Here is a 25,441-nt window from a genome sequence, read left to right on the forward strand (position 1 = left end):
GTGCAGCGGTGGATGACTGGCTCACGCCAGAGCGGGTGGGAACGGAACAGGTTGACGAAAACGTGCGGGTGCAGCGGTCTGCAGCTGCCAGGCGGCCTGGAGCACAGCGGCGTCGTGCCACCGGGGTGCGACCAGCTGGACGCCGATGGGCAGGCCCTCGCGGTCGAGGGCGACCGGCACGGAGCAGGCGGGTGCGTACACGTGGTTGAACACCGGCGTGAAAGCGGCGTGGGCGCGTGGCGAGACGTCCTGGCCCGCGATGGTGCGAGGACCCAGGTCCTGCAGCGGCCAGGCCACGCAAGGTGTGGTGGGCGTGAGCAGCAGATCGAAGCGGCCGAAGAATTCTGCGAGGCTGCGGTACAGCGCCTCGCGGTGCAGCAGGGCGCTGGCCACATCGGCGCCGCGCAGGCTCAGCCCGCGTTCGATCTGCGCGCCAATGTCGGGATCGAACATCGCGGGGTTTCGACGGAAGGCTTCGCCGTGGATGGCGGCCAGACCGCTGAATTGCAGCGGCATGAGCGCGTCTTCGCTCGTGCCTTGCGGCCACTGCGGATCGACCTGGACCACATCCGCTCCCGCACTGCGAAGCCAGGCTGCGGCCTGGGCAGTGGCTGCAGCCACATCGGGATCGACCACCACGTCGAGTCCAAGGCGTGGGCTGAAGGCGACCCGCCGGCCTTTCAGAGAATTCTGCAGCCTGCCGGCGGTGGGCGAATGAAGGGCACCCACCATGCACATCGGGTCGCGCGGGTCGGCGCCGGCCACGGCGTCGAACAGGGCGGCGACATCTTCCACCGTGCGCGCCATCAAGCCCACCACGCTGTTGCCGAACACGGGCTCGGCAAACCCGACCGGGTGGGCGATAGCGCCCGCGCTCGGTTTGAAACCCACGACTCCCGTGTGCGCCGCAGGCCGGCGGGTGGAGCCCCCCCCATCGGTGCAAAGCGCCAGGTGCCCAATGCCGGCGGCCACCGCAGCGGCGGCACCGCCAGATGACCCTCCTGGCGTGAGCGTGGTGTTCCAGGGGTTACGCGTGGCCCCGTGAAGCTGGTTCGTCGTGTTGCCCTTGCAGGCAAATTCCGAGCAATTGCTGCCAGCCAGTGCCACCCCCCCTGCAGCTTGCAGTCGCTCCACGGCCAATGCGCTCGCAGGCGCAACAAAGTCTGCAAACAGGCGTGAGCCCTGACTGGCAGGGCGACCCTGTACCCAGAGGTTGTCTTTGGTGGAGAACGTGGCCCCGCTGAGCGAGCCCATGGAGGTGGAGCCGTTGCCGACGCTCCGATCGACGGCATCGGCCTCGGCAAGAACACGCTCTGGGTCGACATGGATCAGCGCATTGAGCACCGGGTTGCAACGCTCCAGGTGCGCCAGCATGGCTTGCGATACTTCACGGGCGCTGACCTGGCGCGAACGCACCATTGAGGCCGTTTCAAGGGCGGTGGCATTGATCAGGTTCATGTGCGCACTCCTGCCGGGCCGAGCGTGGGCTTGCCGCACGCCAGAAAGCGACCCCTTCCTGCCCGCGCGTGGAAGTTGCCGTCCCACACCACCTCGCCGCCCACCAGTGTGATGCCAGGCCAGGCTTTGAGCACGCGACCTTCGTACGGGGTGTAGTCGACGTTGTGGTGCAGATTCGCGTTTCGCAGCACGCGCTCGCCTTCGTCCCAGATGACGAGGTCCGCATCGGCGCCGATGGCGATGGTGCCTTTGCGCGGGTGCAGTCCGTAGGCCTTGGCCGGGTTGGCAGACACGAGTTCGACGAACTTTTCCAGCGTGATTCGGCCGCCCATCACGCCCTCGGAGTAGAGCAGGGCCAGCCGGGTCTCGATGCCGGGAATTCCATTGGGAATGTGCCGGAAGGGCACCTCTTCGCCGGCCGGCTTCTTGCCGTCGTCTCCTTCGTACCGGAAGGGCGCGTGATCGGAGCTGAAGATGGTGAAGAGGCCGTCATTGAGGCCGTCCCAGATCACGCGCTGATTCGACGCGTCGCGGGGCGGCGGACTGCACACGCAGCGAGCGCCCTTGTAGCTGTCGTCCAGACCCAGGTCTTCTGCGGTCAGGAACAGGTACTGCGGGCAGGTCTCTGCGTACACCCGCAGTCCGTGCGAACGCGCCCATCGAATCTGCTCGACCGCCTCTTTGCCGGACACATGCACGATCAGGATCGGCACGTCTACGAGCTCGGCCAGCGAAATGGCGCGGTGAGTGGCTTCGCGTTCCACCAGCATGGGGCGGGCGTGGGCATGAAAGCGCGGGGCCGTGCGGCCCGCGGCCTCCAGCCGGCGTGTGAGCCACTCGATGGCGTCGGCATTTTCGGCGTGGATCATCGCCATGGCCCCGTGCTGTCGAGCCACGGACAGCACGTCCAGAATCTGCCCATCGTCCAGCTTGAGATCGTCGTAGGTCATGTAGACCTTGAAGGAGGTGTAGCCCTCGGCGATCAGGGCTGGCAGCTCCTGCTCCAGCACCGTGGGCGTGGGGTCGCTCACGATCAAGTGGAACGCATAGTCCACATGGGCCTTGCCGGCGGCCCGTCGGTGGTAGTCGTCAACCGCAGCACGCAGCGAGTGGCCTTTTTCCTGAGCTGCAAACGGGATGACGGTGGTGGTGCCGCCACAGGCAGCAGCACGCGTTCCGGTGTCGAAGTCATCCGCCATTCGCACGGGCGGCGCCATCGGCTGGTCGAGGTGGCAGTGGGCATCCACGCCGCCTGGTGTCACCACCCGCCCCCGGGCATCGAGCTCGCGGGCACCAGCGGGCAGGTCAAGACCCAGTGCCACGATTCGACCGGCCCGTACCCCAATGTCGGAATGAAACACGTCGCTGGCCGTTGCCACACGGCCGTTGCGGACAACGAGGTCGAAGGGCTCAGTCATGGGGCAGCTCCGCACCAGCATGGTTCGCATGCACGGATTTGGTGTTAACAGTGATGTCTACAGCGCTCATATGTATGGAGATTCCGAAGTGGCCATTCTCAAGCCAGATTCATGCCAAGTGTCGACAGGTATGTCGACACTTGGCATGAATCGATGCTATGCCTTCTGGTACATGTCGACATTGGTGTTTACTCTAATGTTGACAATGTGCCCAAAGCGATACGGTCGTGCCCATGACAGCACCGACCTTCGCCGACACTGGTTGCCAACATTCCGGGTCCCGCTCTATACAATCGCGCGAGTCCGGGCCCGCCCTTCAGGCCCTCCATCCCGTCACCCACATGCCACGTCAACCGCGCTCCACCTTGCCGCAAGCCCAGCTGGAGCAGGAGCGGAGCAACGACGAAATCTACGAGCGGATCTACGTTGCCATCCTCGAGCACCGCCTTCATCCGGGCACCAAGCTCGGCGAAGACCGGCTGGCGAGCATCTTCAATGTGAGCAGGGCGCGCATTCGCGAAGTGCTGGCGCGAATGGCCCATGAGCAGATCGTGGATCTGTACCCGCAGCGTGGCGCCTTCGTGGCCCGGCCCACGCCGGAGCAGGCGATGGATGTTTTCGAAGCGCGCCGGCTGATCGAGCCCGCAGTGATTCGCCGTCTCATCAACACACTCACTCCGGACAAGGTGGCCCGGCTGCGGCAACACCAGGAGCTGGAGATGGACGCGCGGCGGCGCGACGACAAACGTGCCGTGGTGCGCCTCTCAGGCGAGTTCCATCAGCTGCTCGCCACCTTGGCCGGGAACACCGCACTTGCTCGCAGCCTGCGCGAACTCTCCACGCTTACCTGTCTGATCATCTTCCTCTACGACGCGCCCACCGCCAACAGCTGCCGCGCTGACGAGCACTCCAGCATCATTGAAGCCATTGCCAAGCGCGACGCGGCGCGCGCTGAAAAGCTCATGCTCGAGCACCTCGATCACATCGAGAAAAGCCTCACGCTGCACACGGCCACAATGGAAGTGGACCTGGAAGCCGTGTTCCGGACTTGAATCAGGCGTCGAGCGCCAGCCGCGCGGCTTCTTCCACCGATAGCGCTGCGCCTTCGGTCAGCAGCGCCGACACAAAGTAGGCCGGCATGGCCTCGCGCAGGGCGGCCAGCGTGACATCGTGAGCGCGCTGTTCGGCGGGCCGGCGCATGGCGGCGCGGTGGGTGAACTCGGCGTCTGCGCAACCGAAGGCCAGGGCGGCGTCGCCGAGGCGGCCGCGTTTTCCGGCGAGGTAGGCAAATACATCCAGCATCAGCCAGAGCGTGTTGTTGCGCAGGCCTTCTTCGAGCGCCTGGCGACCGGCTTGAAGTGCCTCGTCGAGCTCACCGCGCTCGGTGAGCTCCAGGCACTGGTCGACCCATGGCAACGGTCGGTGGTGTTGGGATGGGATCGATGCTTGCACGCTGCTCCCGTGGGGTGGAATGCGAATGCTGGTGCAGTCTAGCCAAGCGGCTGCGTCGCAGCAAGTGCCGAATCTCCCCCTCAGAGATCGCTGAAATCGCGCCGCAGGGTGGGCAGGCCCACGCCTGCGGCGTCGAAGCCGCCGTCCACTGCGAGCACCTGTCCCGTCACGTAAGACGCCTCGGGCGAGCACAGGAAGCCGATGCCGGCGGCAATTTCTTCCTCGGAGCCGTAGCGCGCCAGAGGAATGGCGGCGTGGTAGTCGGCGCGAATCTCGGCCGTGTGCACCTGTTTGGCCATGGCGGTTTCCACCGGGCCTGGGGCGATCACATTGCAGCGAATACCCAGCCCGGCCAGCTCCACCGCCTGCTGCTTGGTAAAGTGGATGAGCGCGGCCTTGCTGGTGCCGTAGGCCACGCGCAAGGTGCTCGCGCGCAGGCCCGAGATGGACGCAATGTTGACGATGGCACCGCCCTGGCGGCGCAAGAGCGGCACGCAGGCCTGGCTGCACAGGAAGGCGCCGTCGAGGTTGGTGGCCATCACGTAGCGCCATTCCTCGAAGCTGGTGGCCACGAGCGGCTTGAACACCGCCACGCCGGCGTTGTTCACCAGTGCGTCGATGCGGCCCCAGGCGGCTTCCACCTTCGCCACCAGGGCGTTCACCTGCGCGGGGTCAGACACGTCGCAGTGCTGCGCCATCGAGCGGTGGGGTGACTCGCGCTCCAGCTCGGCCGCCGCGGCAACAAGCGTGGGGGCGTCCTTGTCGAGCACCACCACGCGCCAGCCGCGCGCCAGAAACCAGCGCGCGCTGGCCAGGCCAATGCCGCGCGCTGCGCCGGTGATGACGGCCACGCGTTCCGATGCAGCGGGTGCCATGGCGGTCAGTTCCGCGTCTGGTCGACCAGTTTGTTCTTGGCGATCCAAGGCATCATGGCGCGCAGCTGCGCACCCACCACCTCGATGCTGTGCTCGGCCGTGTTGCGCCGCCGTGCCGTCATGCTCGGGTAGTTGGTGCGCCCCTCGGCGATGAACATCTTGGCGTACTCGCCGTTCTGGATGCGCTTCAAGGCGTTGCGCATGGCCGCGCGCGACTCCTCGTTGATCACCTCCGGCCCGGTCACGTACTCGCCGTACTCCGCGTTGTTCGAGATCGAGTAGTTCATGTTGGCAATGCCGCCTTCGTAGATCAGGTCCACGATCAGCTTCAGCTCGTGCAGGCACTCGAAATACGCCATCTCGGGCGCGTAACCCGCTTCCACCAGCGTCTCGTAGCCCATCTTGATGAGTTCAACCGCGCCGCCACACAGCACGGCCTGCTCGCCGAACAGGTCGGTCTCGGTCTCTTCCTTGAAGTTGGTCTCGATGATGCCGGCCTTGCCGCCACCGTTGGCCATGGCGTAGCTCAGCGCCAGATCGCGCGCCTTGCCGCTCTTGTCCTGGTGCACCGCCACCAGGTGGGGCACGCCGCCACCCTGGGTGTAGGTGTTGCGCACGGTGTGGCCCGGGGCCTTGGGGGCCACCATCCACACGTCCAGATCGGCGCGCGGGATCACCTGGTTGTAGTGCACGTTGAAGCCGTGGGCGAAGGCCAGCGAGCCGCCCTGCTTGATGTGGGGTTCGACGTTGTTCTTGTAGACCTCGGCGATCTGTTCGTCGGGCAGCAGGATCATGACGACGTCGGCGGACTTCACGGCATCGTTGACTTCGAGCACGTTCAGGCCGGCCTTGCCGACCTTGTCCCAGGAAGCACCGCCCTTGCGCAAGCCAACCACAACCTTCACGCCACTGTCGTTGAGGTTCTGCGCGTGGGCGTGGCCCTGGCTGCCGTAGCCAATGATGGCAACCGTCTTGCCCTTGATCAGGGAGAGGTCGCAGTCTTTGTCGTAGAAAACTTTCATGGTGTCGTTGCCTTCAGATGGAATGGGAGGGGACTTCTTCGCCGGGTTCGGTCCGGACGGTGGGATGGGTGGACAAGAGGTTGAACGCCGCCTGCACCACGGCGGCGGATGAAATGCGCGCCACGCTTTCCAGGCGGGTGGCGTAGCCCACGGGTATGCGCGGTGCGCCCAGACGCGCCACGCGGCAACCGGTGGCCTCTGCGGCGGTGGCCGCGATCTCGGCGCCGAAGCCGCCGGCCTGCACGGCGTCGTGCACCACCAGCAGGCGGCCGGTTCGGGCGCAATCGTCGAGCACGGCGTCGCGGTCCCACGGCCAGAGCGTGCCAAGGTCGATCACGCTGGCCTGCACGCCTTGCTCGGCAAGCTGTTCGGCGGCCGCCGACACCGTGTGCACGGCGGCCGACCAGCTCACCAGCGTGAGGTCTGTTCCCCGACGCAGCACATGGGCCCGGCCCGGCACACAGACGATGGATTCATCCACCTCGCCTTCCCGCGTCCAGAGTTCCTTGTTCTCCATGTAGATCACCGGGTCCTCGCCCTGCAAGGCCTGGGTGAGCATGGAATAGTTGTCCTGCGGCGTGGCCGGGCACATCACCACCACGCCGGGCAGGTGGGCGAACCAGGCTTCGAGGCTTTGCGAATGTTGCGCGGCCGAGTTGGACCACATGCCGATGGGCATGCGCATCACCAGCGGCACGCGGCCCTGGCCGCCGAACATATAGCGGTTCTTGGCGGCCTGGTTGACGATCTCGTCCATCGCGCACATCGCAAAGTCGACCACGCGCAGCTCCACCACCGGGCGCATGCCCACCAGCGCCATGCCCACGCCGGCACCCACGATGGTGGCCTCCGAGATCGGCGTGTCCACCACGCGCTCAGGGCCGAAGCTGGCTTGCAGGCCTTTGTATTGCCCGAAGATGCCGCCGCGCCCCACGTCTTCACCCAGCACCACCACGCTCGGGTCGCGCTGCATGGCGTTGGAGACGGCGCGCACGGCGGCCTCGGCATAGGTCATGCGGTTCAGTGCCATGTGCCGGCTCCGGTGGTCTGGATGTCGGTGAAGGCGTGCTCCGGGTCTGGCGTGGGCGAGGCGTTGGCGAACGCCACCGCGTCTTCGATCTCGGCCTGCACGGCGGCGTCCACCGCGTCGAGTTCGGCGGCTGTGGCACCCAGCGCCAGTGCGCGTTCCCGAGCCTGACTGAGTGGATCGGCCTCCACCGCGCCGCGCAGGTCCGCCGGATCGCGATAGGCCTGCTGATCCACCGACACATGGCCGCGCACGCGCCAGGTGAGGGCGTGCAACAGGTGCGGCCCCTCGCCAGAACGCACCCGAGCCACCAGCCGGCCAGCGGCCTCGAACATGGCCTCGATGTCGTTGCCGTCGACCGACTCGCCCGGCACACCGAGCGACTCCCCGCGCGCGACCACCCCCGGACCAGCGGTGAGGCCGGACGTGGCGGTGGTGGCGGAGTAACGGTTGTCCTCGCACACGAACAGCACGGGAAGGCGGTAAACGGCGGCCCAGTTCAGCGCCTCCAGAAAGGGCCCCCGGTTGGTGGCGCCATCGCCAAAGAAACACACCACGATGTGGGGCTTGCCCTGCAGCTTGAGCGCTTGTGCCGCACCACATGCAATGGGCAGGCCGGCGGTGACCACACCGTTGGCGCCCAGCATGCCCACCGAGAAATCGGCGATGTGCATGGAGCCGCCTTTGCCACCGTTGTTGCCATCGGCGCGGCCGAACAGCTCGGCCATCATGCGGCGCATGTCGCCACCTTTGGCCAGGGTGTGGCCGTGGCCCCGGTGCGTGCTGGTCAGCAGGTCGCTGTGGGTCAGGTGGGCACACACGCCCACGGCCACCGCTTCCTGGCCGATGGAGAGGTGCAGCGGCCCGCGCACCTTGGCGCGGTCGTCCATTTTGGCGCCGAGCACCTGCACGCCGCCCTGGCTGGCCACTTCGGCCGCGAGTTCAAAGGCGCGGATGCGCGCCATGGTTCGGTAGAGGTCGATCATGTTGAGGGTGCTCACAGGGCCACGGTGGAGATCCACGGCACCGCCGCGATGATCACCACGCCGATCAGCAGGGCCACGAGGTAGGGCCAGATCGCGCCGATCACGTCGTCGGGCTTGGCCCCGCCAATGCGGCAGGCGATGTAGAAGCCCACGCCAATGGGCGGCATCATCAGGCCAATGTTCATCGCGCAGACGATCACCATGGAGTAGTGGATGTCGTTGATGCCGAGCTTCTTGGCGATGGGAAACATGATGGGCGCCAGCAGCAGCACGGCCGGCAAGCCTTCGAGCAGGCAGCCCAGAATGACGAAGATGACGATGGTCACGGCCATGAAGCCGATCCAGCCGCCGGGCAGCGTGGTCATGAACACCGAGAGCTGCTGCACCACACCACTCTGCGTGATGGACCAGGCCATGGCGGAGGCGGCGCCCAGCACCAGCAACACGGCGCCCGAGAGAGCCGCGGTGTCCACCAGCATGTTGTAGAACTTGCGCAGGCCGATGCCGCCGTAAAGCACATGGCCCACGAAGAGGGCGTACACCACGGCCACGGTGGACACCTCGGTGGCGGTGGCCACGCCTTCCCCCACCGCGCTGCGGATGATGAAAGGCAGCACCAGCGCGGGCGCAGCCACCAGCAGGAAGCGACCCACCATGCGCATGGGTGCGCGCTTCGCGCCGTGCATGTCCTCGTTGCGCGCCTTCCAGCGCGCCATGATCAGCAGCACGCTGAGCAGCACCATGGCGACCACGAAACCCGCCTGAAACAGGCCGGCAATGGAGACCCCGGCCACGGCACCGAGCACGATCAGCACAATGCTGGGCGGCACCGTGTCGGCCATGGCGGCGCCGGTGGCGAGCAGGGCCACCATGTCGCGCGGCTTGTGGCCGCGGCGTTTCATCTCGGGGAACAGAGCGGGTGCCACCGTGGCCATGTCGGACACCTTGGAGCCGGAGATGCCCGAGACGATGAACAGCGAGCCCAGCAACACGTACGACATGCCGGCCTTGATGTGACCCAGCAGTGAGGCCAGGAAATCGACAATGGCCTTGCCCATGCCGGTGACATCGAGCACGCAGCCGAGCAGCACGAAGATGGGCACCGAGACCAGCACCAGACTCGACATGCCTTCGTCCATGCGACCGATGACCACCGTAACGGGAACATGCGTGGAGAAAGCGAGGTAACACACGGCGCCGATGCCGAAGCAGAACGCAATGGGCACGCCCGCCACCAGACACACCGCAACGAAACCGATGAGGAAGATGGCGATGTTGGTGGTGCCCAGCTTCATCAACTGCGGCGACAGCGCCCAGCAGGCCGCGGCGATGGCCGCAACCACCACCACCGCCAGTGCCAGGTCCGCCTTCTTCACGGTGCGCCCGGCGTAGATCAGGATCATGGCCAGCATGGCGACGAAGCCAAAGGCGATGGAGCTCACCCGAAAGCTGTTGGGCAGATCGAGCGCCGGCGTGTGGATGAACCACTCGTCTTTGGCGTATTCGATGGCCGGGCCGATCAATGAGAGAAGCAGGGCTGCGATGGCGACCAGCGCGAAGGCGTGCACGAACGCGCGCGGTCTCGGCGGCAACATTTCCACGAACATGCTCAGCCGCAAATGTTCGTTGCGGTACACGGCAATGGCCGCGCCCAGCATGGTGAGCCAGATGAACGAGATCGACACGACCTCGTCGGACCAGATGATGGGTTTGCCGAACACATAACGCGAGATCACGCCCACCAGAAGCAGCACCGTGATGTTCAGCATCAGGACGGCCGAAAGTGCCTCGATGGGCCGCATCCACCACGGACTGTTCCGCGCCTCATGAGACACGGCGCCCTCAAGCACATCGCCGACGTCGGCAACCGGCAACCCGGCAGAAGATTGAGTCATACAGAATCAGAGGGAATCAAGACCCGCACCGGAAAAAAAAGAGACCCGCAACGCACGCCGGGTCAGATCGAGAGGCACCGCGGATCCGGCTCCGCCGGTCCGCCAGTGCCGCCCCCCGAAGGGGGGTCGCGCGAAGCGCGGCGGGGGGTTAGCCGAGCTTGCCGGTGTACTTCTCCATCACCGCCCAGGCTTCGTCACCGAACTTGGCTTTCCATTCTGCGTAGAAGCCGGCGCTGCGCAGCTTGTCGCGGAAGGGCGCGGTGTTCGGCGTGTTGAACACAATGCCTTTGGCGGTCAGGTCTTTCTGCAGCGTGGCTTCGTTGGCGGCCACGTCCACGCGTTCCTTCATGGCGGCGTCGTTCAGGTGCTTGGCCACGATGTCGCGGATGTTCGGTGGCAGGCGGTCCCAGGCGCGCTTGTTGATCAGCGTCCAGAAGCCGTCCCACATGTGGTTGGTGAGCGAGCAGTACTTCTGCACTTCGTAGAGCTTGAAGTTGGAGATGACCGCAAACGGGTTCTCCTGGCCGTCGGCCACCTTGGTCTGCAGGGCGGTGTACATCTCCGACGCGTTGATCGAGATCGGCGAAGAGCCAAACGCCTTGAACATGGAGGTCCACAGCGGTGACACCGGCACGCGAATCTTGAAGCCTTCCAGATCGGCTGGCGTCACGATGGGTTTGGTGGACGTGGTGGTCTGGCGGAAGCCGTTGTCCCAGATCTTGTCGAGCGCGACCAGATTGGCCTTGCCGATCTGCGCGCGAATGTACGCACCGACGTCGCCATCCATGGCCTTCCACACGGCGTCGTAGTTGGGGAACGCGAAGCCCAGGCCATTGAGCGCGGTGGGCGTCACCAGCGTCGAGAGAATCAGGCCCGAGAGGTTGAACATCTCCACGCCACCCGAGCGGAGCTGGCTCAGCGTGTCGGTGTCCGAACCCAGCTGGTTGCTCGGGAACAGCTGAATCTCCATGCGGCCATTGGTTTCCTTCTTGATCGCTTCTACCGCCTCCTTGGCGCGCACGTTCATGGGGTGCGCGGGCGGCTGGTTGTTGGCGTACTTGAAGGTGAACTCGGCGCTCTGGCCGTAAGCCAGCTTCAGCGGCGCGGCGCAGCTGGCCGCTGCGATGCCCGTGGCCTTGATGAGGGTGCGGCGGGAAAAGGTCATCGTCTGTCTCCTATCGTTGTGGTGCGGGGTGAAGAAAGGGGTTGCCGACTCAGGCCGCGACGTTCTGCGCGGGCGTGGCGGCCGGAATCTCGAACAGGTTGCGGATGAACAGACCACTGGCCAGAAAGCCGCCGTCGATGCCCAGCGTCTGGCCCGTGATGAAGGAGGCGTCCTCGGAGGTGAAAAAGAGCACCGCGCTCGAGACTTCCTGGGGCGAACAGAAGCGGTTCATGGGGCATGCGGCCAGCAAGGTGGAGGGCTTGGAGCTGCCGAGAAGGGTGCGGATCATGGGCGTGTCGACAAAGCCAGGCGCGATCGCATTGACCGTGACACCCCATTCCGCCGCCTCGATGGCGAACTGCCCGGTCATGGCGATGAGTGCGGCCTTCGACGTGCCGTAGGCCAGGCGGCCGGTGCCGGCGCGAACGCCGCTGATGGACGACACGTTGACGACGCGTCCCCAGCCCTTGTCCCTCATGCCAGGCAGCACATGCTGCGTGAGCACCATGGGCGCGGTCACGTTCACCGCCAGCGTCGCGTTCCATTGCGAAAGCGCCAGCGCGGTGGCGGGCTGGTTGAGCGCAATGCCAGCGTTGTTGATAAGGATGTCGATCACCTCGTGGCGCTTGCTCACCTGCGCCAGCATGGCGGTGATTGCGTCCATGTCGGCGAGGTCCACCACAAAGGCTTCTGCCTGCCCACCTGCGTCGACGATGGCTTGCGCTGCTTCCTGCGCCGCTGGGCCGTTGCGATCCACGAGGCAGACGGTGGCGCCCTGCCGCGACAACCCGTGCGCAATGTCCAGGCCGATGCCGCTGGCAGCGCCGGTGACCAGGGCGACCCGGCCGGAATGTTGCCTGGGGGTGTTCATCGTGTTGTCGTCCAGGTTTTAGTTCATTATGTGAAGCGTCTTGCCGATCTTGTCAGGGCCGCTGGGGGCCTGGGAAGAGGGAAGCTGCCAGGTCCGACCAGAATTTGGTTCACCATGTAGACCAACCACCGCGGGTTTCCACCAACATGAACGAAACAGGACTTGCCGCTGGCGAGACGCCCGGCGCCCAGACGCTGCGTCGCGGGCTGGCCATCCTCAAGCTGCTCGCCCGCAGCCAGCCCGACGGCATGCGCATCAGCGACATCGGACGCCGCCTGTCGTTAAGCAAAGCCACGGCGGTGCGGCTCACGCAGACGCTGGTGGACGAGCGTTTTGTGGTGCACGACGCCGCCTCGCGCTGCTACCGCCTGGGGCCCGAAACCTTCGCTGTGGGCCTGGCAGCAGAGCCGAGCTACACCCTGCAGCGCCTGGCCATGGTCTCGCTGCGCGCGCTGGCACTGGAAACAGGCGACTGGGTGTTCTTTTCCGTGGTGCAGGGCTTCGAGGCCATCTGCCTCTCGCGCGAAACCGGCGATGTGCCGATTCCGCCCGATGCGCTTCGCGTCGGCGATCGGCATCCGCTCGGCGTGGGCGCCGGTGGCCTGGCCATTCTGGCCGCGCTGCCGGAAGAAGAAGCCGAAGCCGCGCTGCGCGCGAACGGCCCCTTCATTGACAAGCACTACCCGAAGTCACCGGTTTCGGTGATCCGCCCGCTGTTGCGCGAAACGCGTGAACGCGGCTTTGCCGTCATCCCCGGCATCGTGGTGCCGCACTACTGGGCGCTGGGTGTTCCCCTGCTGCGCAAGGACGGTCGCCCCGTGGCAGCCATCGTGCTGGTGACCAGCGAAGCGCGATTGCATCCGATGCGCCGGGCGGTGCTGGGCGAGCGCATGGTGCGTGTGAGCCGCGACGTGATGAGCCGGGCGGAGCAGGAAGGCTCGGTGTGAGCGCGTCGCTTCAGCGGGCCGACACCAGCGCCTCGACCTCGCGCCCGAGCTCGATCACCGCCAGCGCGTAATAACTGCTCCAGTTGTAGCGCGTCACCACGTAGAAGTTCTCCGTGCCCGCGACAAAGGTGGAAGGCGCCCCGGCGTTCTCCAGTTCCACCAGGGCGAGCTTGCCGGTGTGTTGCGCGGCGGCGGGGCTGTCGACCACCGCGCCTCTGGCGTTGAAGCTTTCCACGCTGAAGCTGGGCAGGATGTCCGGTGCGAGCAGGGCGTCGAGGTCGTCCTTGCTCTGGTTGGGATCGAACCGCACCGGGTAGTGCGTGGGCAGACCACTCTGCCAGCCGAAGGCCTTGAAGTAGTTGGCCACCGAGCCGATCACATCGGCCGTGTTGTTGAAAAGATCGACCTTGCCATCGGCGTCGAAATCGATCGCGTACTTCACCCAGCTGCTGGGCAGGAACTGCGGCCAGCCCATGGCGCCGGCGTAGCTGCCCAGCAAACTTTGCGGGTCGGTGCCGGTGCGCTCGGTGAGGCTCAGGTACTGCTCGAGCTCGCTGCGAAAGAACTCGCTGCGCACGGCCGCGCGCGGGTGGCTGGCCGGGAAATCGAAGGCGAGGGTGGTGAGTGCGTCGATCACCTTGTGCGTGCCTTTATGCCGGCCATACAGCGTTTCCACGCCGATGACACCCACGATGAGGCTGGCGGGCACGCCGTACTCGGCCTCGGCGCGCGCCAGCGTTGCGCGGTTTTCCTCCCAGAACTGCTGGCCGGCGCGCAGGCGGACTGGCTCGATGAAACGCGCCCGGTAGGCAGCCCAGTTTTTCGGTGTGCCGCTGGGCGCCGGCTGCATGAGGCGGATGACCACCGGCAGGCGCTGAGCCTGGCCGATCTGCTGGCGCACCCAGGCCGGGTCGAGGTCGCGGCGCAGAGCCAGGTCGGTGGCAAAGGCCATGGCGGCGTCGCTCTGTGCGTAGAGGAAGGGCGCGGCGGCCTGCCTGGCCACAGGGCGTGTCTTGGCCGGGCTGCCGTTGCCTTGCGCCCAGGCGCTCGGGGAGAAGGTGAGGGTGATGGAAGCCGCCACGAACATGGCGGTCTGCATCAGGAAGCGGGTGTGGAATTTTTTCTGGGCCATGCCAGTTGCCTGAACTCGCGCTGCAGGGCGGCGAGGGAGATGGGGTTTCCGGAATCGGGCCGGCTGTAGCGCTGGGCTTCCAGCCGAAGCAGCCATTGTGCAATGTCGGCCTGCGGTCCCCAGCGTTGTTGCACCTGGCGCGCGAGTTCGCGGGGCGGAGTGTGGTCGGCGCTGGGAATGCCGACGGCGTTCAGGCGGCTTCGCGCTCGGCGCAGCAGGCGCAGCCAGGGATCGTGCTGCTGGCGCTCCCACAGCGTCCAGCCGGCGCCGATCAGGCTGGCGAGCACCACCACGCCAAGCAGCACGGTGACCAGATCGGTCCAGTTGGGGGACTGGAACCCCAGGCTTTTCAGCAGGTCGAGCTGGCGCCCCTGCGTGTAGTTCAGCACCCACTGGCTCCAGCGGTTGTTCACGGCCTCCCACACCTCGCGCATCTGCGTGATCAGCGTGGGGTTGAGGTTGCGCAGGGCACCGGCCAGCACCCCCTCGGGCGCGGTGAGCCTTTGCAGCGAGCCGATGCGCCCCGGCGAGACGGCGGAGGTGGGGTCCACGCGCACCCAGCCCTGGCCTTGCAGCCAGACCTCGGCCCAGGCGTGCGCGTCGCGCTGGCGCACAGTCCAGAAGCCATCGACGCCATTGACCTCACCGCCCTGGTAGCCGGTGACGATGCGCGCCGGGATGTCGAGTGCGCGCATGAGCACCACGAAGCTGCTGGCAATGTGCTCGCAGAAGCCCTGGCGGCGGTCGAACCAGAACTCATCGGCCGTGTGCTGCCCGTACACACCCGGCTCCAGCGTGTAGGTGTAGCCACCGGTGCGCAGCCTGTCGAGCACGGCATTGATGAGGGCGGTGTTGTTGCTGCCATGCAGGCGCCGAAGGTCCTGGGCGAGGGCGAGCGTGCGCGGGTTGAAGCCAGGCGGCAGTTCGATGTGGTCTTGCAGTGCCACCGCGGGTTCGAGCGGCCCGTGGCGGAAGCTGGTGTGGCTTTGCGCCTGGTAGCGCACCAGCGTGCCGATGGGCCGGTCGGTGATCCACTGCAGCTCGCGCGTCATGCGCACGCGCACGCCGGGAAGCTCGGGCGCCTGCGTGGCCGCTTCCAGCAGGAACAGCCACGGCCGGCGGTTGGCTTCCATGGTCACTTCGTAGCGCACCGCCTCGCCCGAAACCACAAGATCGGGGGGCAGCGCCAGCGCGTCGGGGAAGCCCGATCGGACGGGCCGCCATTCGGCGCCATCGAAATCGCTGAGCACCGGCCCGCGGAAATAAAGCTGACCTTGCGGCGGCGGCGGGCCTTCGAACTTCACGCGCAGGGCAATGTTGTCGTCCAGCACCAGCTGGGCGATCTGGCCCACCCGCATGCTGTTGGAGAGGCCGCTGCGGCCCGCCGCATCGTCACCCGGCGTACCCCAAAGCGGCGAGAGGCGCGGGAACAGCAGAAACAGCACCAGCATGATGGGCGCGCCCATGAGCGCCATGCCGCCAGCAATGCGCGCGGCCTGCCCCAGACTGGGGCGTCCCACCGGCATGTGGGCATTGACCAGCGCGGTCAGCAGCGCCATGAGGGCGATCAAAATGCCCGCCGCCGTGAGCAAGGTCTGAGAGTAGAAGAAGTGCGTGAGCAGCATGAAGAACGAGAGGAAGAAGATGACGAAAGCATCTCGCTTCGCGCGCATCTCCAGCGTCTTCAGCGCCAGCAGCACCACGATGAGCGTGACCCCGGCATCGCGCCCCAGAATGGTGCTGTGGGTGGCCCAGGTGGCGCCCAGCAAGAGGGCGAGCAGGCCGATGCGCCACGGCCAGCCGGGCAAGGGAAGGCCGCGCAAGGTGAGCGTGGTGCGCCACGCCAGCACTCCGGCGGTGAGCAATCCGCACCACCAGGGAATGTGGCCCACCTGAAGGAACACCACCCAGCCGATGACGGCCAGAAGGAACAGCGTGTCACGCGTTTCCCGGGGCAGACTCGTCAGCGATTGATGGAGTTTCTTCAGCACAGGGCCAGCGCCTCCAGGCAGCGCGCGCGGTGGGCTGCGCCCTGGTCGGGCGCAATCTCGCGGCCTGGCACGCGCAGGCCGTAGTCCATGCCCAGCCGGTCGGCCATCAGCACCCAGGCCGTCAGGCGCGAGAGGCGAGCCTCCAGGTTGCTGGCGCCGCATTTCGCATGGTCCAGCCAGAGCTGCTGGCGCTGGCTGGAGAGCGCGTCGCGGCTCACCAGTTCATCGCGGCCAGATGCAAAGGCCTGCGCGGCCTTTTTCCAGACCACGGCTTTCATGGGGTCGCCGCGCTGGTAGGCGCGCACGCCATCGAACTCGCCCGTGCTTTGCACGCGCGCCAGGCCCGAGCTGCCCGCCTGCGGCTCACCCGGTGGCAGTGGCGGTGGGTGGCTTTCAGGCTCGGGATACACCAGCACCGGGGACGCCGGGCGCCACACGGTCCAGACGCGAAAGGTGCCGAGCGGGAACAACGTGTGCGCGGTGAGCGGCGCCAGCGTGTGCAAGCCCCGGCTCGGCGCGGGCCAGCTCACCTGCAGCGTGGTGCTGCCCTGCGCGGGCACGTCCGTCCACGCCAGCGGAGCATGGGCCACATCCGCACCAATCACCCCCATGCCGATACCGTAGCGCGTGCGCGCCCGCTCGCTGGACAGGCGAACATCGAGCAGAGCTGCCTGCCCCGCATGCACCGGCTCGGGTGCATTCAGGTGCAGGGTGGTGCCACGCAGGTTGCCGTGGCACACGTGCATGCCCACCGCCGCCGTGCCGGCGAGCAGGAAGGTGAGCAGGTAACCCAGGTTCAGCTCGTAGTTGATGCTGGCGAGCAGCAGGATCAGCAGCGTGAAAGCCAGCATCCAGCCCGCTCGCGTGGGCAGGATGTAGACGTTGCGCTGTGTGAGGGTGAGCGTGTCCGTGCGCGGCAGGCGGCTGTGCCACCAGCGTTGCACCCGCTCGCGAACCAGGCGAATGGGGCTGTCCATCGCCTAGGGAAGGGGCACCGCTTCCAGCATCGCGCGCACCTGCTCCACTGGCCCGCGCCCCGCGTCGCGCACCGGAATCAAGCGATGAGACACCGTCTGCGGCAGGATGGCGGCGATGTCGTCGGGCGCCACGTAGTCGCGCCCGTTCAGGTAGGCCTGGGCCTTGGCCGAGCGCACCACCGCCAGCGCCGCGCGTGGCGAGAGGCCCTGCGCAAACCAGCGGCCGCTGCGCGTGGCGGCCACCAGGTCTTGCAGGTATTCGAGCACTGGCTCGGCGGTGTGCACCTGGCTCACGGTGCGCTGCAGGTCGGCCAGGTCGGCCGGGGTGAGGGCAGGGGGCAGGCGCTCAAGCATGTCGCGCCGGTCCTGCCCGCGCAGCAGTTCGCGTTCGGCCGCGCGGTCGGGGTAGCCGATGGACAGGCGCATGTGGAAGCGGTCGAGCTGCGATTCGGGCAAGGCGTAAGTGCCCAGCTGGTCGTGCGGGTTCTGCGTGGCGATCACGAAGAAAGGCTCGGGCAGTGCTCGCGTTTCACCCTCCACCGTCACCTGCTTTTCTTCCATGGCCTCGAGCAGCGCGCTCTGCGTCTTGGGACTGGCGCGGTTGATCTCGTCGGCCAGCAGAACCTGGGCAAACACGGGGCCCGGGTGGAACACGAAATCTTCCCGTCCGCGCTCGTAGATCGACACGCCCACCAGGTCGCTCGGCATGAGGTCGGCGGTGAACTGCACGCGCGAAAACTGCAGACCGAAAGAGCGCGCCAGGGCATGCGCCAGCGTGGTCTTGCCAACGCCGGGAACGTCTTCGATCAACAGGTGCCCATTGGCCAGCAAGCACGCCACGCAGTCCGAAACCTGCTGCGATTTGCCCACGATCACCGTGTTAAGCTGACTCAGCAGCAGTTGGATTCTTGCGTCGGCTTGCATGCCGCGAACCATACCGTAAAACCGTCATGAGCCAGGCCACCGGGTATTTCACCCACAAGGATTGTTGGAGACATGAAATGGGCGCCGGCCACCCGGAATGCCCCGAACGGCTGGACGCCATCGAAGACCGCTTGCTCATCTCCGGGCTCGACGTGGCGCTGGAGCGCCGGGAAGCCACCGCGGCCTCCCTTGCCGATCTTGAACTCGCCCATGGCCGCATGCACCTTGCCGCACTTCGCGGCTTGTGCGAGAGCCTCAAGGAAGACATCTCCGCCGGCGGACCCACCCACGCGCACGTGGACCCCGACACCGCCATCAACACGCACAGCTGGGACGCGATCCTGATGGCTGCGGGCGCTGCCATCGACGCCACCGATGCGGTGATGGCCGGTGAAATGGCCAACGCCTTTTGCGCTGTGCGCCCGCCGGGCCACCATGCCACGCGCAACCAGGCCATGGGCTTCTGCTTTGTGAACAACGTGGCCGTGGCAGCCAAGTACGCGCTGGAGCGCCACGGCCTGCAGCGCGTGGCCATCATCGATTTCGACGTTCACCACGGAAACGGCACCGAGGACATCGTTGCCGGCGACGAGCGCATCCTCATGTGCAGCTTCTACCAGCACCCGTTCTACCCGGTTTGCGAGCACTCCACGGCGTCCAACCTGGTCAACTTGCCGGTGCCTGCCTACACCAAGGGCATGGACATCCGCGAACTGGTCGACATGATGTGGCTGCCCCGGCTGGAAGCGCACCGCCCGCAGATGATCTTCATCAGCGCGGGCTTCGACGCCCACCGCGAAGACGACATGGGCCAGCTTGGCCTGGTGGAGAGCGATTACGCGTGGATGACCTCGCGCATCAAGGAGGTGGCAGAGCGCCACGCCAAGGGCCGCATCGTGAGCTGTCTGGAGGGCGGCTACGCGTTGAGCGCGCTCGGCCGGAGCGTGGAAGCGCACCTTCGGGTGCTCGCCGACGTCTGAACACCTATGGCAACCGCTTCTCCCAAACCCATCGACGACTTCGACCTCTGGCTGGCGGGCTTCGCCCAGCCCACAGTGCTGGTGGAACTGGCCGCGCTGGCTGGCTGCATTGCGGTCGCGCTGGGCATGAGCTGGGCGCTGCGCAAGGCCCTGCGCATGGAGCAGGAGAAAACCTCTGTGCTGTTCGGACGGCGTCTGGTCGACGGCGTGATGTTTCCGCTGGTGTTGCTGTTGCTGGCCTACGTGGCGCGGGCCCTCATCACCAAGCTGATGCCATTGGCGGCGTTCAAGGTGGCCATACCGGTGCTGGTGGCGCTGGTGGTCATTCGCGTTGGCGTGAAGGTGCTTCAGGTGGCCTTCACGACCGCGCCCTGGGTGCGGGCGCTGGAACGCACCATTTCGTGGGTGGCGTGGCTGGCCATGGTGTTGTGGGTCAGTGGCCTGCTGCCGGTCATTCTTGCGGAACTTGACGACATCTCCTGGAAGATCGGCGCCACCACGCTGAGTCTGCGCACGCTGATCGAAGGCGCAGTGACTGCAGGCGCGGTGTTGATCCTCTCTTTGTGGGTGTCATCAGCCATTGAAACGCGCCTTCTGCGCAAGGCGGTGGGCAGCGACCTTTCCCTGCGCAAGGCCGTGAGCAACGCCACTCGGGCGCTGCTCATGTTCGTCGGCCTGATCATTGCGCTGTCCGCTGTCGGCATCGACCTCACCGCCCTGTCGGTGCTCGGCGGCGCCATCGGTGTGGGCATCGGTTTCGGTCTGCAGAAACTGGCCTCCAACTACGTGAGCGGCTTTGTGATCCTGGCCGAGCGCAGCATGCGCATTGGCGACAACGTGCGGGTCGACAATTTCGAGGGTCGCATCACCGACATCAACGCCCGCTACACGGTCATCCGGTCTCCCACGGGGCGCGAATCGATCGTGCCCAACGAGCTGCTCATCATCAACCGCGTGGAGAACCTGTCGCTCGCGGACAACCGCGTGTGGCAATCCACGGTCGTTTCCGTGGCCTACGACAGCGACGTCGACATGGTGACGCGCGTCCTGCTGGCGGCTGCGATGCAGCATGAGCGGGTCCTCAGGGAGCCAGCGCCGTCCGTGGCGCTGTCCAATTTTGGGGCAGACGGGCTGGAATTCACACTGGGGTACTGGATCGCTGATCCAGAGAACGGCACGCTCAACATCCGCTCGTTGATCAATTTCAGCGTGCTGAAGGCCTTGCGCGAGAACGCCATCGAAATCCCTTATCCGCAACGTGTCCTGCACGTGTTGCGACGCCCGTTGCGCGAGGATCCTCAGGCTGCGGAGCCGCCGCCTAGCGGTTCATGAAACTGGGCAACCAGAGCGCGATCGTCGGGAACGCAATCAGGATGCCCAGGCGCACCACGTCCGCCATGACGAACGGCCAGACACCGCGGTAAATGGTGCCCAGCTTGACGCCGGGCAACAGCGAGTTGATGACGAAAAGGTTCAGCCCGACCGGCGGCGAAATCATGCCGATCTCGACGATGGTGACGATCAGGATGCCGAACCACACGGGGTCGAACCCGAGGCCCGTGATCACGGGGAAGAACACCGGTATGGTCAGCAGCACAATGGCCAGTTCTTCCATCACCATGCCCAGCGCGAGGTAGATGCCCATCATCACCACGACCACCATCACCGGGTGAGGGCTGAACTGCAGCACGAAGTCGCGCAGGTCGCCCGGCATGGTGGTGAAGTTGATGAAGTTGGTGAAGATCATCGCGGCGATCAGGATCGTGAAGAGCATCGCCGTGGTGCGCGTGCTTTCGACCAGGATGTCCATCAGCACCCTTGGCGTGAGAGTGCCGCGCAGCAGTGCAAAGAAAAACGCGCCTGCTGCACCCACACCGGCCCCTTCCGTGGCTGTGAACACGCCGCCGTAGATGCCGCCGATCACCAGCGCGAACAGCACCACCACGCCCCAGATGCCCCGGATGGCCGCGAAGCGTTGTGCCCAGGTGAACTTGTCCGCGCGCGGACCGGCTGACGGATCGCGCCAGGTCACATAGACCACCCCTAGGCAAAGGCAGGTGATGGCCACCAGGCCCGGCAGGATGCCGGCCACGAAGAGCTTGCCGATGTCGGTCTCGGTGATGATCCCGTAGATCACCAGGATGGTGGACGGTGGGATGAGGATGCCCAGTGTGCCGCCGGAGGCGATGGCGCCAGTGGCGAGCGTGTCTTTGTAGCCGTGCGCCTTCATCTCCGGATACGCCACGCGCGCCATCGTGGCCGCGGTGGCGATGGAGGAGCCGCAGATGGAGCCGAAACCGCCGGAGGCAATGATGCTGGCCATGGCCAGGCCGCCCTTGCGGTGGCCGACAAACGCATTGGCGGCGGTGAAGAGTTCGCGCGCCATGCCCGCACGTGCCACCAGGTTGCCCATGAGCACGAACAGCGGAATCACCGACAGCACGTAGTGAAAGCCGGTTTCGAAAATGACCTGGCTGGTGCTGGCGAACGCCGGCTGCCAGCCCCGCAGCAGACCCATGCCGACCATGCCGGCAATGGCCATGGCCACGGCCAGTGGAATACGGAGGAAGGCCATCGCGAAGACGGCCAGGAAGCCCACCAGTGCTTCGATCATGTGGAGCTTCCTTCGACGACGGCGGGTGCGGGATGGTGGGGTGAAGCAACGGGCACCACGACGAACACGAACAGCAGGTGAACCAGCGCGGTGAGCAACAGGAAGAGCGCCATCAACCAGGCCACGGGCGCAATGGCGAGCTGCAGGTGCACGGTGGTGTCCCCATATTCGGCGAAGCGCGCCGCGCGCGTGGTCATGAGGTAGGCCAGGAACCCAAACGCTGCTGCGCAGACCAGGTTGACCAGGCGCGCCTGGATGGCGCGCGCCCAGTCAGGGAGAAAGGCGTCGAGCGAATCGAACACCACATGCTCACTGCGCCACGACACCATGGGCAGGGCGCCAAAGATCACGATGACCATGAGGATCTCGGTGATCTCGAGCCCGCCGGGAACCGAGTGGTTGAAAAAGCGGCGGCCGGTCACGTCCACGAGCGTGAGCCACATGATGGCAAACAGGGCCATGGCGGCCATGAGCCCGGCAGACCAGCGCAGCATGCGCTCCAGCGTCTTGAGCATGATGTTGATGTCCTGATGTGAAAAGGCCGGCGGGCAAGGTGCTCCGCCGGCCTTGAAGGGCAGGCCTCGAGAAGCGCGAGCTTACTTCGCCTTGGCGATCTCGGCGCGGAATTCGGCCAGCACCGCCTTCGGATCCTTCAGGCCTTTGGCCGAGGCGGCCGCGGCCCACTTGTCTTCCAGCTCACCTTGCTTGGCGGCCACGGCCTTCACGAAAGCATCGTCGGCCTGAACGCGCACGACACCCTGGGTTTTCTGAAGCTCGCGGCTGGCCGCGTCCACCTTGTCCCAGCCCTCGCCGAAGGTGCGGGCTGCGGTTTCGCCAGAGAGCTTGTCCACCACGGCCTTGTCCTGCGCCGAGAGCGCGTCGTACTTCGCCGGATTCATCATGAAAACGAAGCTGGTGTTGTAGAGGCCACCCGGGAACGTGGTGGCGTGCTTGATCATGCTCAGCTTGAACGAGGCAATGGACTCATCGGGGAAGAACGTGCCGTCCATCACGCCGGTGGAGAGCAGCTCGAACGACTCGGGCGCCGGCTTGAGCGTGGTGTTCCAGCCCATGGCCTTCGAGAGTTCATTGATGTTGCCGCCGCCAATGCGGAACTTGAGCTTCGCGGCGTCCGCTGCGGATGTGACCGGCTGTTTGGCGTTGAAGATGATGCCGGGGCCGTGCGTGAACACCGACAGCACCTTCACGCCGCGGTGCTCGCCCAGCGGCGCGAAGTGTTTGTTGTAGATGCGCCAGTAGGCCACCGAGGTCGCGGTGGCGCTGTTGCCCAGAAAGGGGAACTCGGCCACCTGCGTGTTGATGAAGCGGCCCGGCGTGTAGCCGTCGACCGTGAAGGAAATGTCTGCCAGACCATCGCGCACTGCGTCGAATGTGCCGGGCGCAGCAGCCACGGCCTTGGGCAGGATGTTGCACTTCATGCGGCCGGCGCTGTCTTTCTCCAGCTGGTCGCACCAGGTCTTCTGCGCCATGCTCAGGGTGTGCGCTGGGCCGACCCAGCTGGAAACGGAAAACACCGTCTGGGCTGAAGCCGCGCCGCTCAAAAACGCGGAGGACGAAAGGGCCGCAGCCACAAGCAAGCGAAGTTTCATGCAGAGTCTCCTGGGTGGGATCGTTGATTACTCAACATAAGCAGTTGAGCATGTCCCACTATAGGCGAGCACCCGCGTTTGTCGCCTCCAGACTTACCCGGATTCGCCGACCGCGTGGTTGGTTAATGGTCGTCGTGGCGACAGTGAGGGGGTGCAATCACAAGCCACTACAATGCAGAAAAAGCACGGTCGTTCGCTTGTGTCTGGATACCCCCCTCTCAAGGAAGGTGCCAGCGAGTCAGGCCGGATGGCCCGCATACAATGCCTCGTTGACGTGCACGTCAATTCGAGGCGAGCGTTTCCCCAATCATCAGGAGCAAAGCAGCATGAAGGTCATCGTCCCCGTCAAGCGCGTGGTGGATTACAACGTCAAGGTGCGGGTCAAGAGCGACGGCACTGGCGTGGACATCGCCAACGTCAAGATGAGCATGAACCCGTTTGACGAAATCGCAGTGGAAGAAGCCGTGCGGTTGAAGGAGAAGGGCGTGGTCACCGAAGTGATCGCCGTGTCCTGCGGCGTCACGCAGTGCCAGGAGACCCTGCGCACCGCCATGGCCATCGGCGCCGACCGCGCCATCCTGGTGGAGACCACCGTGGAACTGCAGCCGCTGGCCGTGGCCAAGCTGCTCAAGGCGCTGGTCGACAAGGAACAACCTGGACTCGTGATCCTGGGCAAGCAGGCGATCGACGACGACTGCAACCAGACCGGCCAGATGCTGGCCGCACTCGCCGGCCTGCCGCAGGCCACGTTTGCCAGCAAGGTCGAAGTGGCCGATGGCAAAGCCAGCGTCACGCGCGAGGTGGATGGGGGTCTGGAGACGCTGTCGATCACGCTGCCGGCGGTCATCACCACCGACTTGCGTCTGAACGAACCGCGTTATGTGACCTTGCCCAACATCATGAAGGCCAAGAAGAAGCAGCTCGACATCCTCAAGCCCGAAGACCTCGGCGTGGACGTGACGCCGCGCATCAAGACCCTGAAGGTCAGCGAGCCGCCCAAGCGCGGCGCCGGCATCAAGGTGGCCGATGTGGCCGCCCTGGTGGACAAGCTGAAGAACGAAGCCAAAGTGATCTGAGGAACCGACAAATGACCGCACTCGTTATTGCCGAACACGACAACGCCTCCGTCAAGGGCGCGACTCTCAACACGGTTGCCGCCGCCGCTCAATGTGGGGGTGACGTGCATGTGCTCATCGCAGGACACAACGCGGGTGCTGCGGCCGCCGCCGCCGCGCAGATCGCTGGCGTGGCCAAGGTGATCCACGCCGACGCGCCAGGCTTCGAACACGGCCTGGCCGAGAACGTGGCCGCACAGGTGCTGGGCATGGCCTCCAACTACAGCCACATCCTGTTCCCCGCCACCGCCAGCGGCAAGAACGTGGCGCCCCGCGTGGCCGCTGCGCTGGACGTGGCCCAGGTTTCCGACATCACCAAGGTCATCAGCGCTGATACGTTCGAGCGCCCGATCTACGCCGGCAACGCGATCGCCACCGTGCAGGCGCAGGACGCCACCAAGGTCATCACCGTGCGCACCACCGGCTTCGACCCGGCAGCGGCCACGGGTGGCAGCGCAGCGGTGGAGACCGCCACGGCTGCGGCCGACGACGGCAAGAGCAAGTTCATGGGCAGCGAGATCGCCAAGAGCGACCGCCCCGAACTCACGGCCGCCAAGATCATCGTTTCCGGTGGCCGCGCGCTGGGCAGCGCCGAGAAGTTCAACGAGGTGATGACGCCCCTGGCCGACAAGCTGGGCGCAGCGCTCGGCGCGAGCCGCGCGGCGGTGGACGCAGGCTACGCGCCCAACGACTGGCAGGTGGGTCAGACCGGCAAGATCGTGGCGCCGCAGCTCTACATTGCAGCCGGTATCTCCGGGGCCATTCAGCACCTGGCCGGCATGAAGGATTCCAAGGTGATCGTCGCGATCAACAAGGACCCCGAGGCGCCGATCTTCTCGGTGGCCGACTACGGCCTGGAGGCCGATCTCTTCGCGGCCGTGCCCGAACTGATCAAGGCACTCTGAGCCCTCTGAACAACACAAGGGCATCGTTCGCGATGCCCTTGTCGCATCTGCATCCGTGAATCCTGTGGAGACAACCC

Annotated in this window: 23 protein-coding genes; 6 read left to right on the forward strand and 17 right to left on the reverse strand. The window is 65.8% G+C overall.

The window, feature by feature from the left end; all coding sequences use genetic code 11:
• Positions 1-21: 21 nt before the first annotated feature.
• Together CAP37_RS05295 and hydA are read right to left on the reverse strand one after the other, a co-directional pair.
• On the reverse strand, positions 22-1,458 hold the full coding sequence (locus tag CAP37_RS05295) for an amidase (RefSeq protein ID WP_086123218.1): 1,437 nt from the start codon (positions 1,456-1,458) through the stop codon (positions 22-24).
• On the reverse strand, positions 1,455-2,876 hold the full coding sequence (hydA, locus tag CAP37_RS05300; RefSeq protein WP_086124825.1) for a dihydropyrimidinase: 1,422 nt from the start codon (positions 2,874-2,876) through the stop codon (positions 1,455-1,457). Before hydA ends, CAP37_RS05295 begins: the two co-directional genes overlap by 4 nt.
• Positions 2,877-3,217: 341 nt before the next feature.
• Between hydA and CAP37_RS05305 the strand changes: the two genes are divergently transcribed.
• Entirely contained in the window at positions 3,218-3,928 is a 711-nt protein-coding gene (locus CAP37_RS05305; RefSeq protein ID WP_086123219.1) for a GntR family transcriptional regulator, read from the forward strand.
• A gap of 1 nt (position 3,929) precedes the next feature.
• On the opposite strand, the gene CAP37_RS05310 is transcribed toward CAP37_RS05305, so the two are convergent.
• The 8 genes from CAP37_RS05310 to CAP37_RS05345 all read right to left on the reverse strand — a co-directional run bounded on the left by CAP37_RS05310 (position 3,930) and on the right by CAP37_RS05345 (position 12,169).
• Positions 3,930-4,292, reverse strand: a complete 363-nt coding sequence (locus CAP37_RS05310) for a hypothetical protein (protein ID WP_086123220.1) — start codon at positions 4,290-4,292, stop codon at positions 3,930-3,932.
• Positions 4,293-4,408: 116 nt separating this feature from the next.
• A complete protein-coding gene (locus CAP37_RS05315) occupies positions 4,409-5,203 on the reverse strand; it encodes an SDR family NAD(P)-dependent oxidoreductase (RefSeq protein WP_179190146.1) in 795 nt (264 codons plus the stop codon).
• Positions 5,204-5,208: 5 nt separating this feature from the next.
• Positions 5,209-6,225, reverse strand: coding sequence for a ketol-acid reductoisomerase (ilvC, locus tag CAP37_RS05320; RefSeq protein ID WP_086123221.1), 1,017 nt, complete (start codon positions 6,223-6,225; stop codon positions 5,209-5,211).
• Positions 6,226-6,238: 13 nt separating this feature from the next.
• On the reverse strand, positions 6,239-7,255 hold the full coding sequence (locus CAP37_RS05325) for an alpha-ketoacid dehydrogenase subunit beta (protein WP_086123222.1): 1,017 nt from the start codon (positions 7,253-7,255) through the stop codon (positions 6,239-6,241).
• Positions 7,246-8,238, reverse strand: a complete 993-nt coding sequence (locus tag CAP37_RS05330; RefSeq protein ID WP_086124827.1) for a thiamine pyrophosphate-dependent dehydrogenase E1 component subunit alpha — start codon at positions 8,236-8,238, stop codon at positions 7,246-7,248. Before CAP37_RS05330 ends, CAP37_RS05325 begins: the two co-directional genes overlap by 10 nt.
• An 11-nt stretch (positions 8,239-8,249) precedes the next feature.
• Positions 8,250-10,133 carry a TRAP transporter large permease subunit gene (locus CAP37_RS05335; protein WP_086123223.1) on the reverse strand — a complete coding sequence of 628 codons (1,884 nt, stop codon included), beginning with the start codon at positions 10,131-10,133 and terminating at the stop codon, positions 8,250-8,252.
• Positions 10,134-10,281: 148 nt separating this feature from the next.
• Positions 10,282-11,298, reverse strand: a complete 1,017-nt coding sequence (locus tag CAP37_RS05340; RefSeq protein WP_086123224.1) for a TRAP transporter substrate-binding protein — start codon at positions 11,296-11,298, stop codon at positions 10,282-10,284.
• A gap of 49 nt (positions 11,299-11,347) precedes the next feature.
• Entirely contained in the window at positions 11,348-12,169 is an 822-nt protein-coding gene (locus CAP37_RS05345; protein WP_086123225.1) for an SDR family NAD(P)-dependent oxidoreductase, read from the reverse strand.
• Between the two features lie 146 nt (positions 12,170-12,315).
• Here CAP37_RS05345 and CAP37_RS05350 point away from each other — a divergent pair, with 146 nt between their 5' ends.
• Positions 12,316-13,116 carry an IclR family transcriptional regulator gene (locus CAP37_RS05350; RefSeq protein WP_086123226.1) on the forward strand — a complete coding sequence of 267 codons (801 nt, stop codon included), beginning with the start codon at positions 12,316-12,318 and terminating at the stop codon, positions 13,114-13,116.
• Between the two features lie 10 nt (positions 13,117-13,126).
• Here the strand turns inward: CAP37_RS05350 and mltB are convergent, their stop codons facing one another.
• From mltB to CAP37_RS05370, 4 genes are read right to left on the reverse strand one after another with little or no spacing between them, the layout of a single operon-like run.
• Positions 13,127-14,248 carry a lytic murein transglycosylase B gene (gene mltB, locus CAP37_RS05355; protein ID WP_256926876.1) on the reverse strand — a complete coding sequence of 374 codons (1,122 nt, stop codon included), beginning with the start codon at positions 14,246-14,248 and terminating at the stop codon, positions 13,127-13,129.
• Positions 14,215-16,236, reverse strand: a complete 2,022-nt coding sequence (locus CAP37_RS05360; RefSeq protein WP_086124829.1) for a DUF3488 and transglutaminase-like domain-containing protein — start codon at positions 16,234-16,236, stop codon at positions 14,215-14,217. Before CAP37_RS05360 ends, mltB begins: the two co-directional genes overlap by 34 nt.
• Positions 16,233-17,216: a DUF58 domain-containing protein gene (locus CAP37_RS05365; protein ID WP_086123227.1), complete on the reverse strand. Its 984-nt coding sequence runs from the start codon at positions 17,214-17,216 to the stop codon at positions 16,233-16,235. Before CAP37_RS05365 ends, CAP37_RS05360 begins: the two co-directional genes overlap by 4 nt.
• Before the next feature lie 3 nt (positions 17,217-17,219).
• Entirely contained in the window at positions 17,220-18,140 is a 921-nt protein-coding gene (locus tag CAP37_RS05370; RefSeq protein WP_086124830.1) for a MoxR family ATPase, read from the reverse strand.
• A 26-nt stretch (positions 18,141-18,166) separates the two neighbouring features.
• Between CAP37_RS05370 and CAP37_RS05375 the strand changes: the two genes are divergently transcribed.
• A complete protein-coding gene (locus CAP37_RS05375; RefSeq protein WP_086123228.1) occupies positions 18,167-19,120 on the forward strand; it encodes a histone deacetylase family protein in 954 nt (317 codons plus the stop codon).
• Positions 19,121-19,126: 6 nt separating this feature from the next.
• Positions 19,127-20,452, forward strand: coding sequence for a mechanosensitive ion channel family protein (locus CAP37_RS05380; RefSeq protein ID WP_086123229.1), 1,326 nt, complete (start codon positions 19,127-19,129; stop codon positions 20,450-20,452).
• Here CAP37_RS05380 and CAP37_RS05385 read toward each other — a convergent pair.
• The 3 genes from CAP37_RS05385 to CAP37_RS05395 all read right to left on the reverse strand — a co-directional run bounded on the left by CAP37_RS05385 (position 20,439) and on the right by CAP37_RS05395 (position 23,344).
• Positions 20,439-21,734: a TRAP transporter large permease gene (locus tag CAP37_RS05385; protein ID WP_086123230.1), complete on the reverse strand. Its 1,296-nt coding sequence runs from the start codon at positions 21,732-21,734 to the stop codon at positions 20,439-20,441. The two genes, CAP37_RS05380 and CAP37_RS05385, sit on opposite strands and share 14 nt — an antisense overlap.
• The gene (locus CAP37_RS05390) at positions 21,731-22,249 is read right to left on the reverse strand and encodes a TRAP transporter small permease (RefSeq protein WP_086123231.1); all 519 of its coding nucleotides are present in this window, start codon (positions 22,247-22,249) and stop codon (positions 21,731-21,733) included. Before CAP37_RS05390 ends, CAP37_RS05385 begins: the two co-directional genes overlap by 4 nt.
• Positions 22,250-22,330: 81 nt before the next feature.
• Positions 22,331-23,344: a TRAP transporter substrate-binding protein gene (locus CAP37_RS05395; protein ID WP_086123232.1), complete on the reverse strand. Its 1,014-nt coding sequence runs from the start codon at positions 23,342-23,344 to the stop codon at positions 22,331-22,333.
• A gap of 326 nt (positions 23,345-23,670) precedes the next feature.
• On the opposite strand from CAP37_RS05395, the gene CAP37_RS05400 reads away from it, so the two are divergent.
• Together CAP37_RS05400 and CAP37_RS05405 are read left to right on the forward strand one after the other, a co-directional pair.
• Positions 23,671-24,420 carry an electron transfer flavoprotein subunit beta/FixA family protein gene (locus tag CAP37_RS05400; protein WP_086123233.1) on the forward strand — a complete coding sequence of 250 codons (750 nt, stop codon included), beginning with the start codon at positions 23,671-23,673 and terminating at the stop codon, positions 24,418-24,420.
• Between the two features lie 11 nt (positions 24,421-24,431).
• On the forward strand, positions 24,432-25,364 hold the full coding sequence (locus CAP37_RS05405) for an electron transfer flavoprotein subunit alpha/FixB family protein (protein WP_086123234.1): 933 nt from the start codon (positions 24,432-24,434) through the stop codon (positions 25,362-25,364).
• Positions 25,365-25,441 lie beyond the last annotated feature (77 nt).

Source organism: Hydrogenophaga sp. IBVHS1 (genome assembly GCF_002127265.1).
Lineage (GTDB): Bacteria > Pseudomonadota > Gammaproteobacteria > Burkholderiales > Burkholderiaceae_C > Hydrogenophaga.

What these genes read in the sequence shown, in the direction of transcription:
- CAP37_RS05295 (WP_086123218.1), bottom strand. Translation starts at nt 1,458, where the DNA reads ATGAACCTGATCAATGCCACCGCCCTTGAAACGGCCTCAATGGTGCGT.
- hydA (WP_086124825.1), bottom strand. Translation starts at nt 2,876, where the DNA reads ATGACTGAGCCCTTCGACCTCGTTGTCCGCAACGGCCGTGTGGCAACG.
- CAP37_RS05305 (WP_086123219.1), top strand. Translation starts at nt 3,218, where the DNA reads ATGCCACGTCAACCGCGCTCCACCTTGCCGCAAGCCCAGCTGGAGCAG.
- CAP37_RS05315 (WP_179190146.1), bottom strand. Translation starts at nt 5,203, where the DNA reads ATGGCACCCGCTGCATCGGAACGCGTGGCCGTCATCACCGGCGCAGCG.
- ilvC (WP_086123221.1), bottom strand. Translation starts at nt 6,225, where the DNA reads ATGAAAGTTTTCTACGACAAAGACTGCGACCTCTCCCTGATCAAGGGC.
- CAP37_RS05325 (WP_086123222.1), bottom strand. Translation starts at nt 7,255, where the DNA reads ATGGCACTGAACCGCATGACCTATGCCGAGGCCGCCGTGCGCGCCGTC.
- CAP37_RS05330 (WP_086124827.1), bottom strand. Translation starts at nt 8,238, where the DNA reads ATGATCGACCTCTACCGAACCATGGCGCGCATCCGCGCCTTTGAACTC.
- CAP37_RS05335 (WP_086123223.1), bottom strand. Translation starts at nt 10,133, where the DNA reads ATGACTCAATCTTCTGCCGGGTTGCCGGTTGCCGACGTCGGCGATGTG.
- CAP37_RS05340 (WP_086123224.1), bottom strand. Translation starts at nt 11,298, where the DNA reads ATGACCTTTTCCCGCCGCACCCTCATCAAGGCCACGGGCATCGCAGCG.
- CAP37_RS05345 (WP_086123225.1), bottom strand. Translation starts at nt 12,169, where the DNA reads ATGAACACCCCCAGGCAACATTCCGGCCGGGTCGCCCTGGTCACCGGC.
- CAP37_RS05350 (WP_086123226.1), top strand. Translation starts at nt 12,316, where the DNA reads ATGAACGAAACAGGACTTGCCGCTGGCGAGACGCCCGGCGCCCAGACG.
- mltB (WP_256926876.1), bottom strand. Translation starts at nt 14,248, where the DNA reads ATGGCCCAGAAAAAATTCCACACCCGCTTCCTGATGCAGACCGCCATG.
- CAP37_RS05365 (WP_086123227.1), bottom strand. Translation starts at nt 17,216, where the DNA reads ATGGACAGCCCCATTCGCCTGGTTCGCGAGCGGGTGCAACGCTGGTGG.
- CAP37_RS05370 (WP_086124830.1), bottom strand. Translation starts at nt 18,140, where the DNA reads ATGCAAGCCGACGCAAGAATCCAACTGCTGCTGAGTCAGCTTAACACG.
- CAP37_RS05375 (WP_086123228.1), top strand. Translation starts at nt 18,167, where the DNA reads ATGAGCCAGGCCACCGGGTATTTCACCCACAAGGATTGTTGGAGACAT.
- CAP37_RS05380 (WP_086123229.1), top strand. Translation starts at nt 19,127, where the DNA reads ATGGCAACCGCTTCTCCCAAACCCATCGACGACTTCGACCTCTGGCTG.
- CAP37_RS05385 (WP_086123230.1), bottom strand. Translation starts at nt 21,734, where the DNA reads ATGATCGAAGCACTGGTGGGCTTCCTGGCCGTCTTCGCGATGGCCTTC.
- CAP37_RS05390 (WP_086123231.1), bottom strand. Translation starts at nt 22,249, where the DNA reads ATGCTCAAGACGCTGGAGCGCATGCTGCGCTGGTCTGCCGGGCTCATG.
- CAP37_RS05395 (WP_086123232.1), bottom strand. Translation starts at nt 23,344, where the DNA reads ATGAAACTTCGCTTGCTTGTGGCTGCGGCCCTTTCGTCCTCCGCGTTT.
- CAP37_RS05400 (WP_086123233.1), top strand. Translation starts at nt 23,671, where the DNA reads ATGAAGGTCATCGTCCCCGTCAAGCGCGTGGTGGATTACAACGTCAAG.
- CAP37_RS05405 (WP_086123234.1), top strand. Translation starts at nt 24,432, where the DNA reads ATGACCGCACTCGTTATTGCCGAACACGACAACGCCTCCGTCAAGGGC.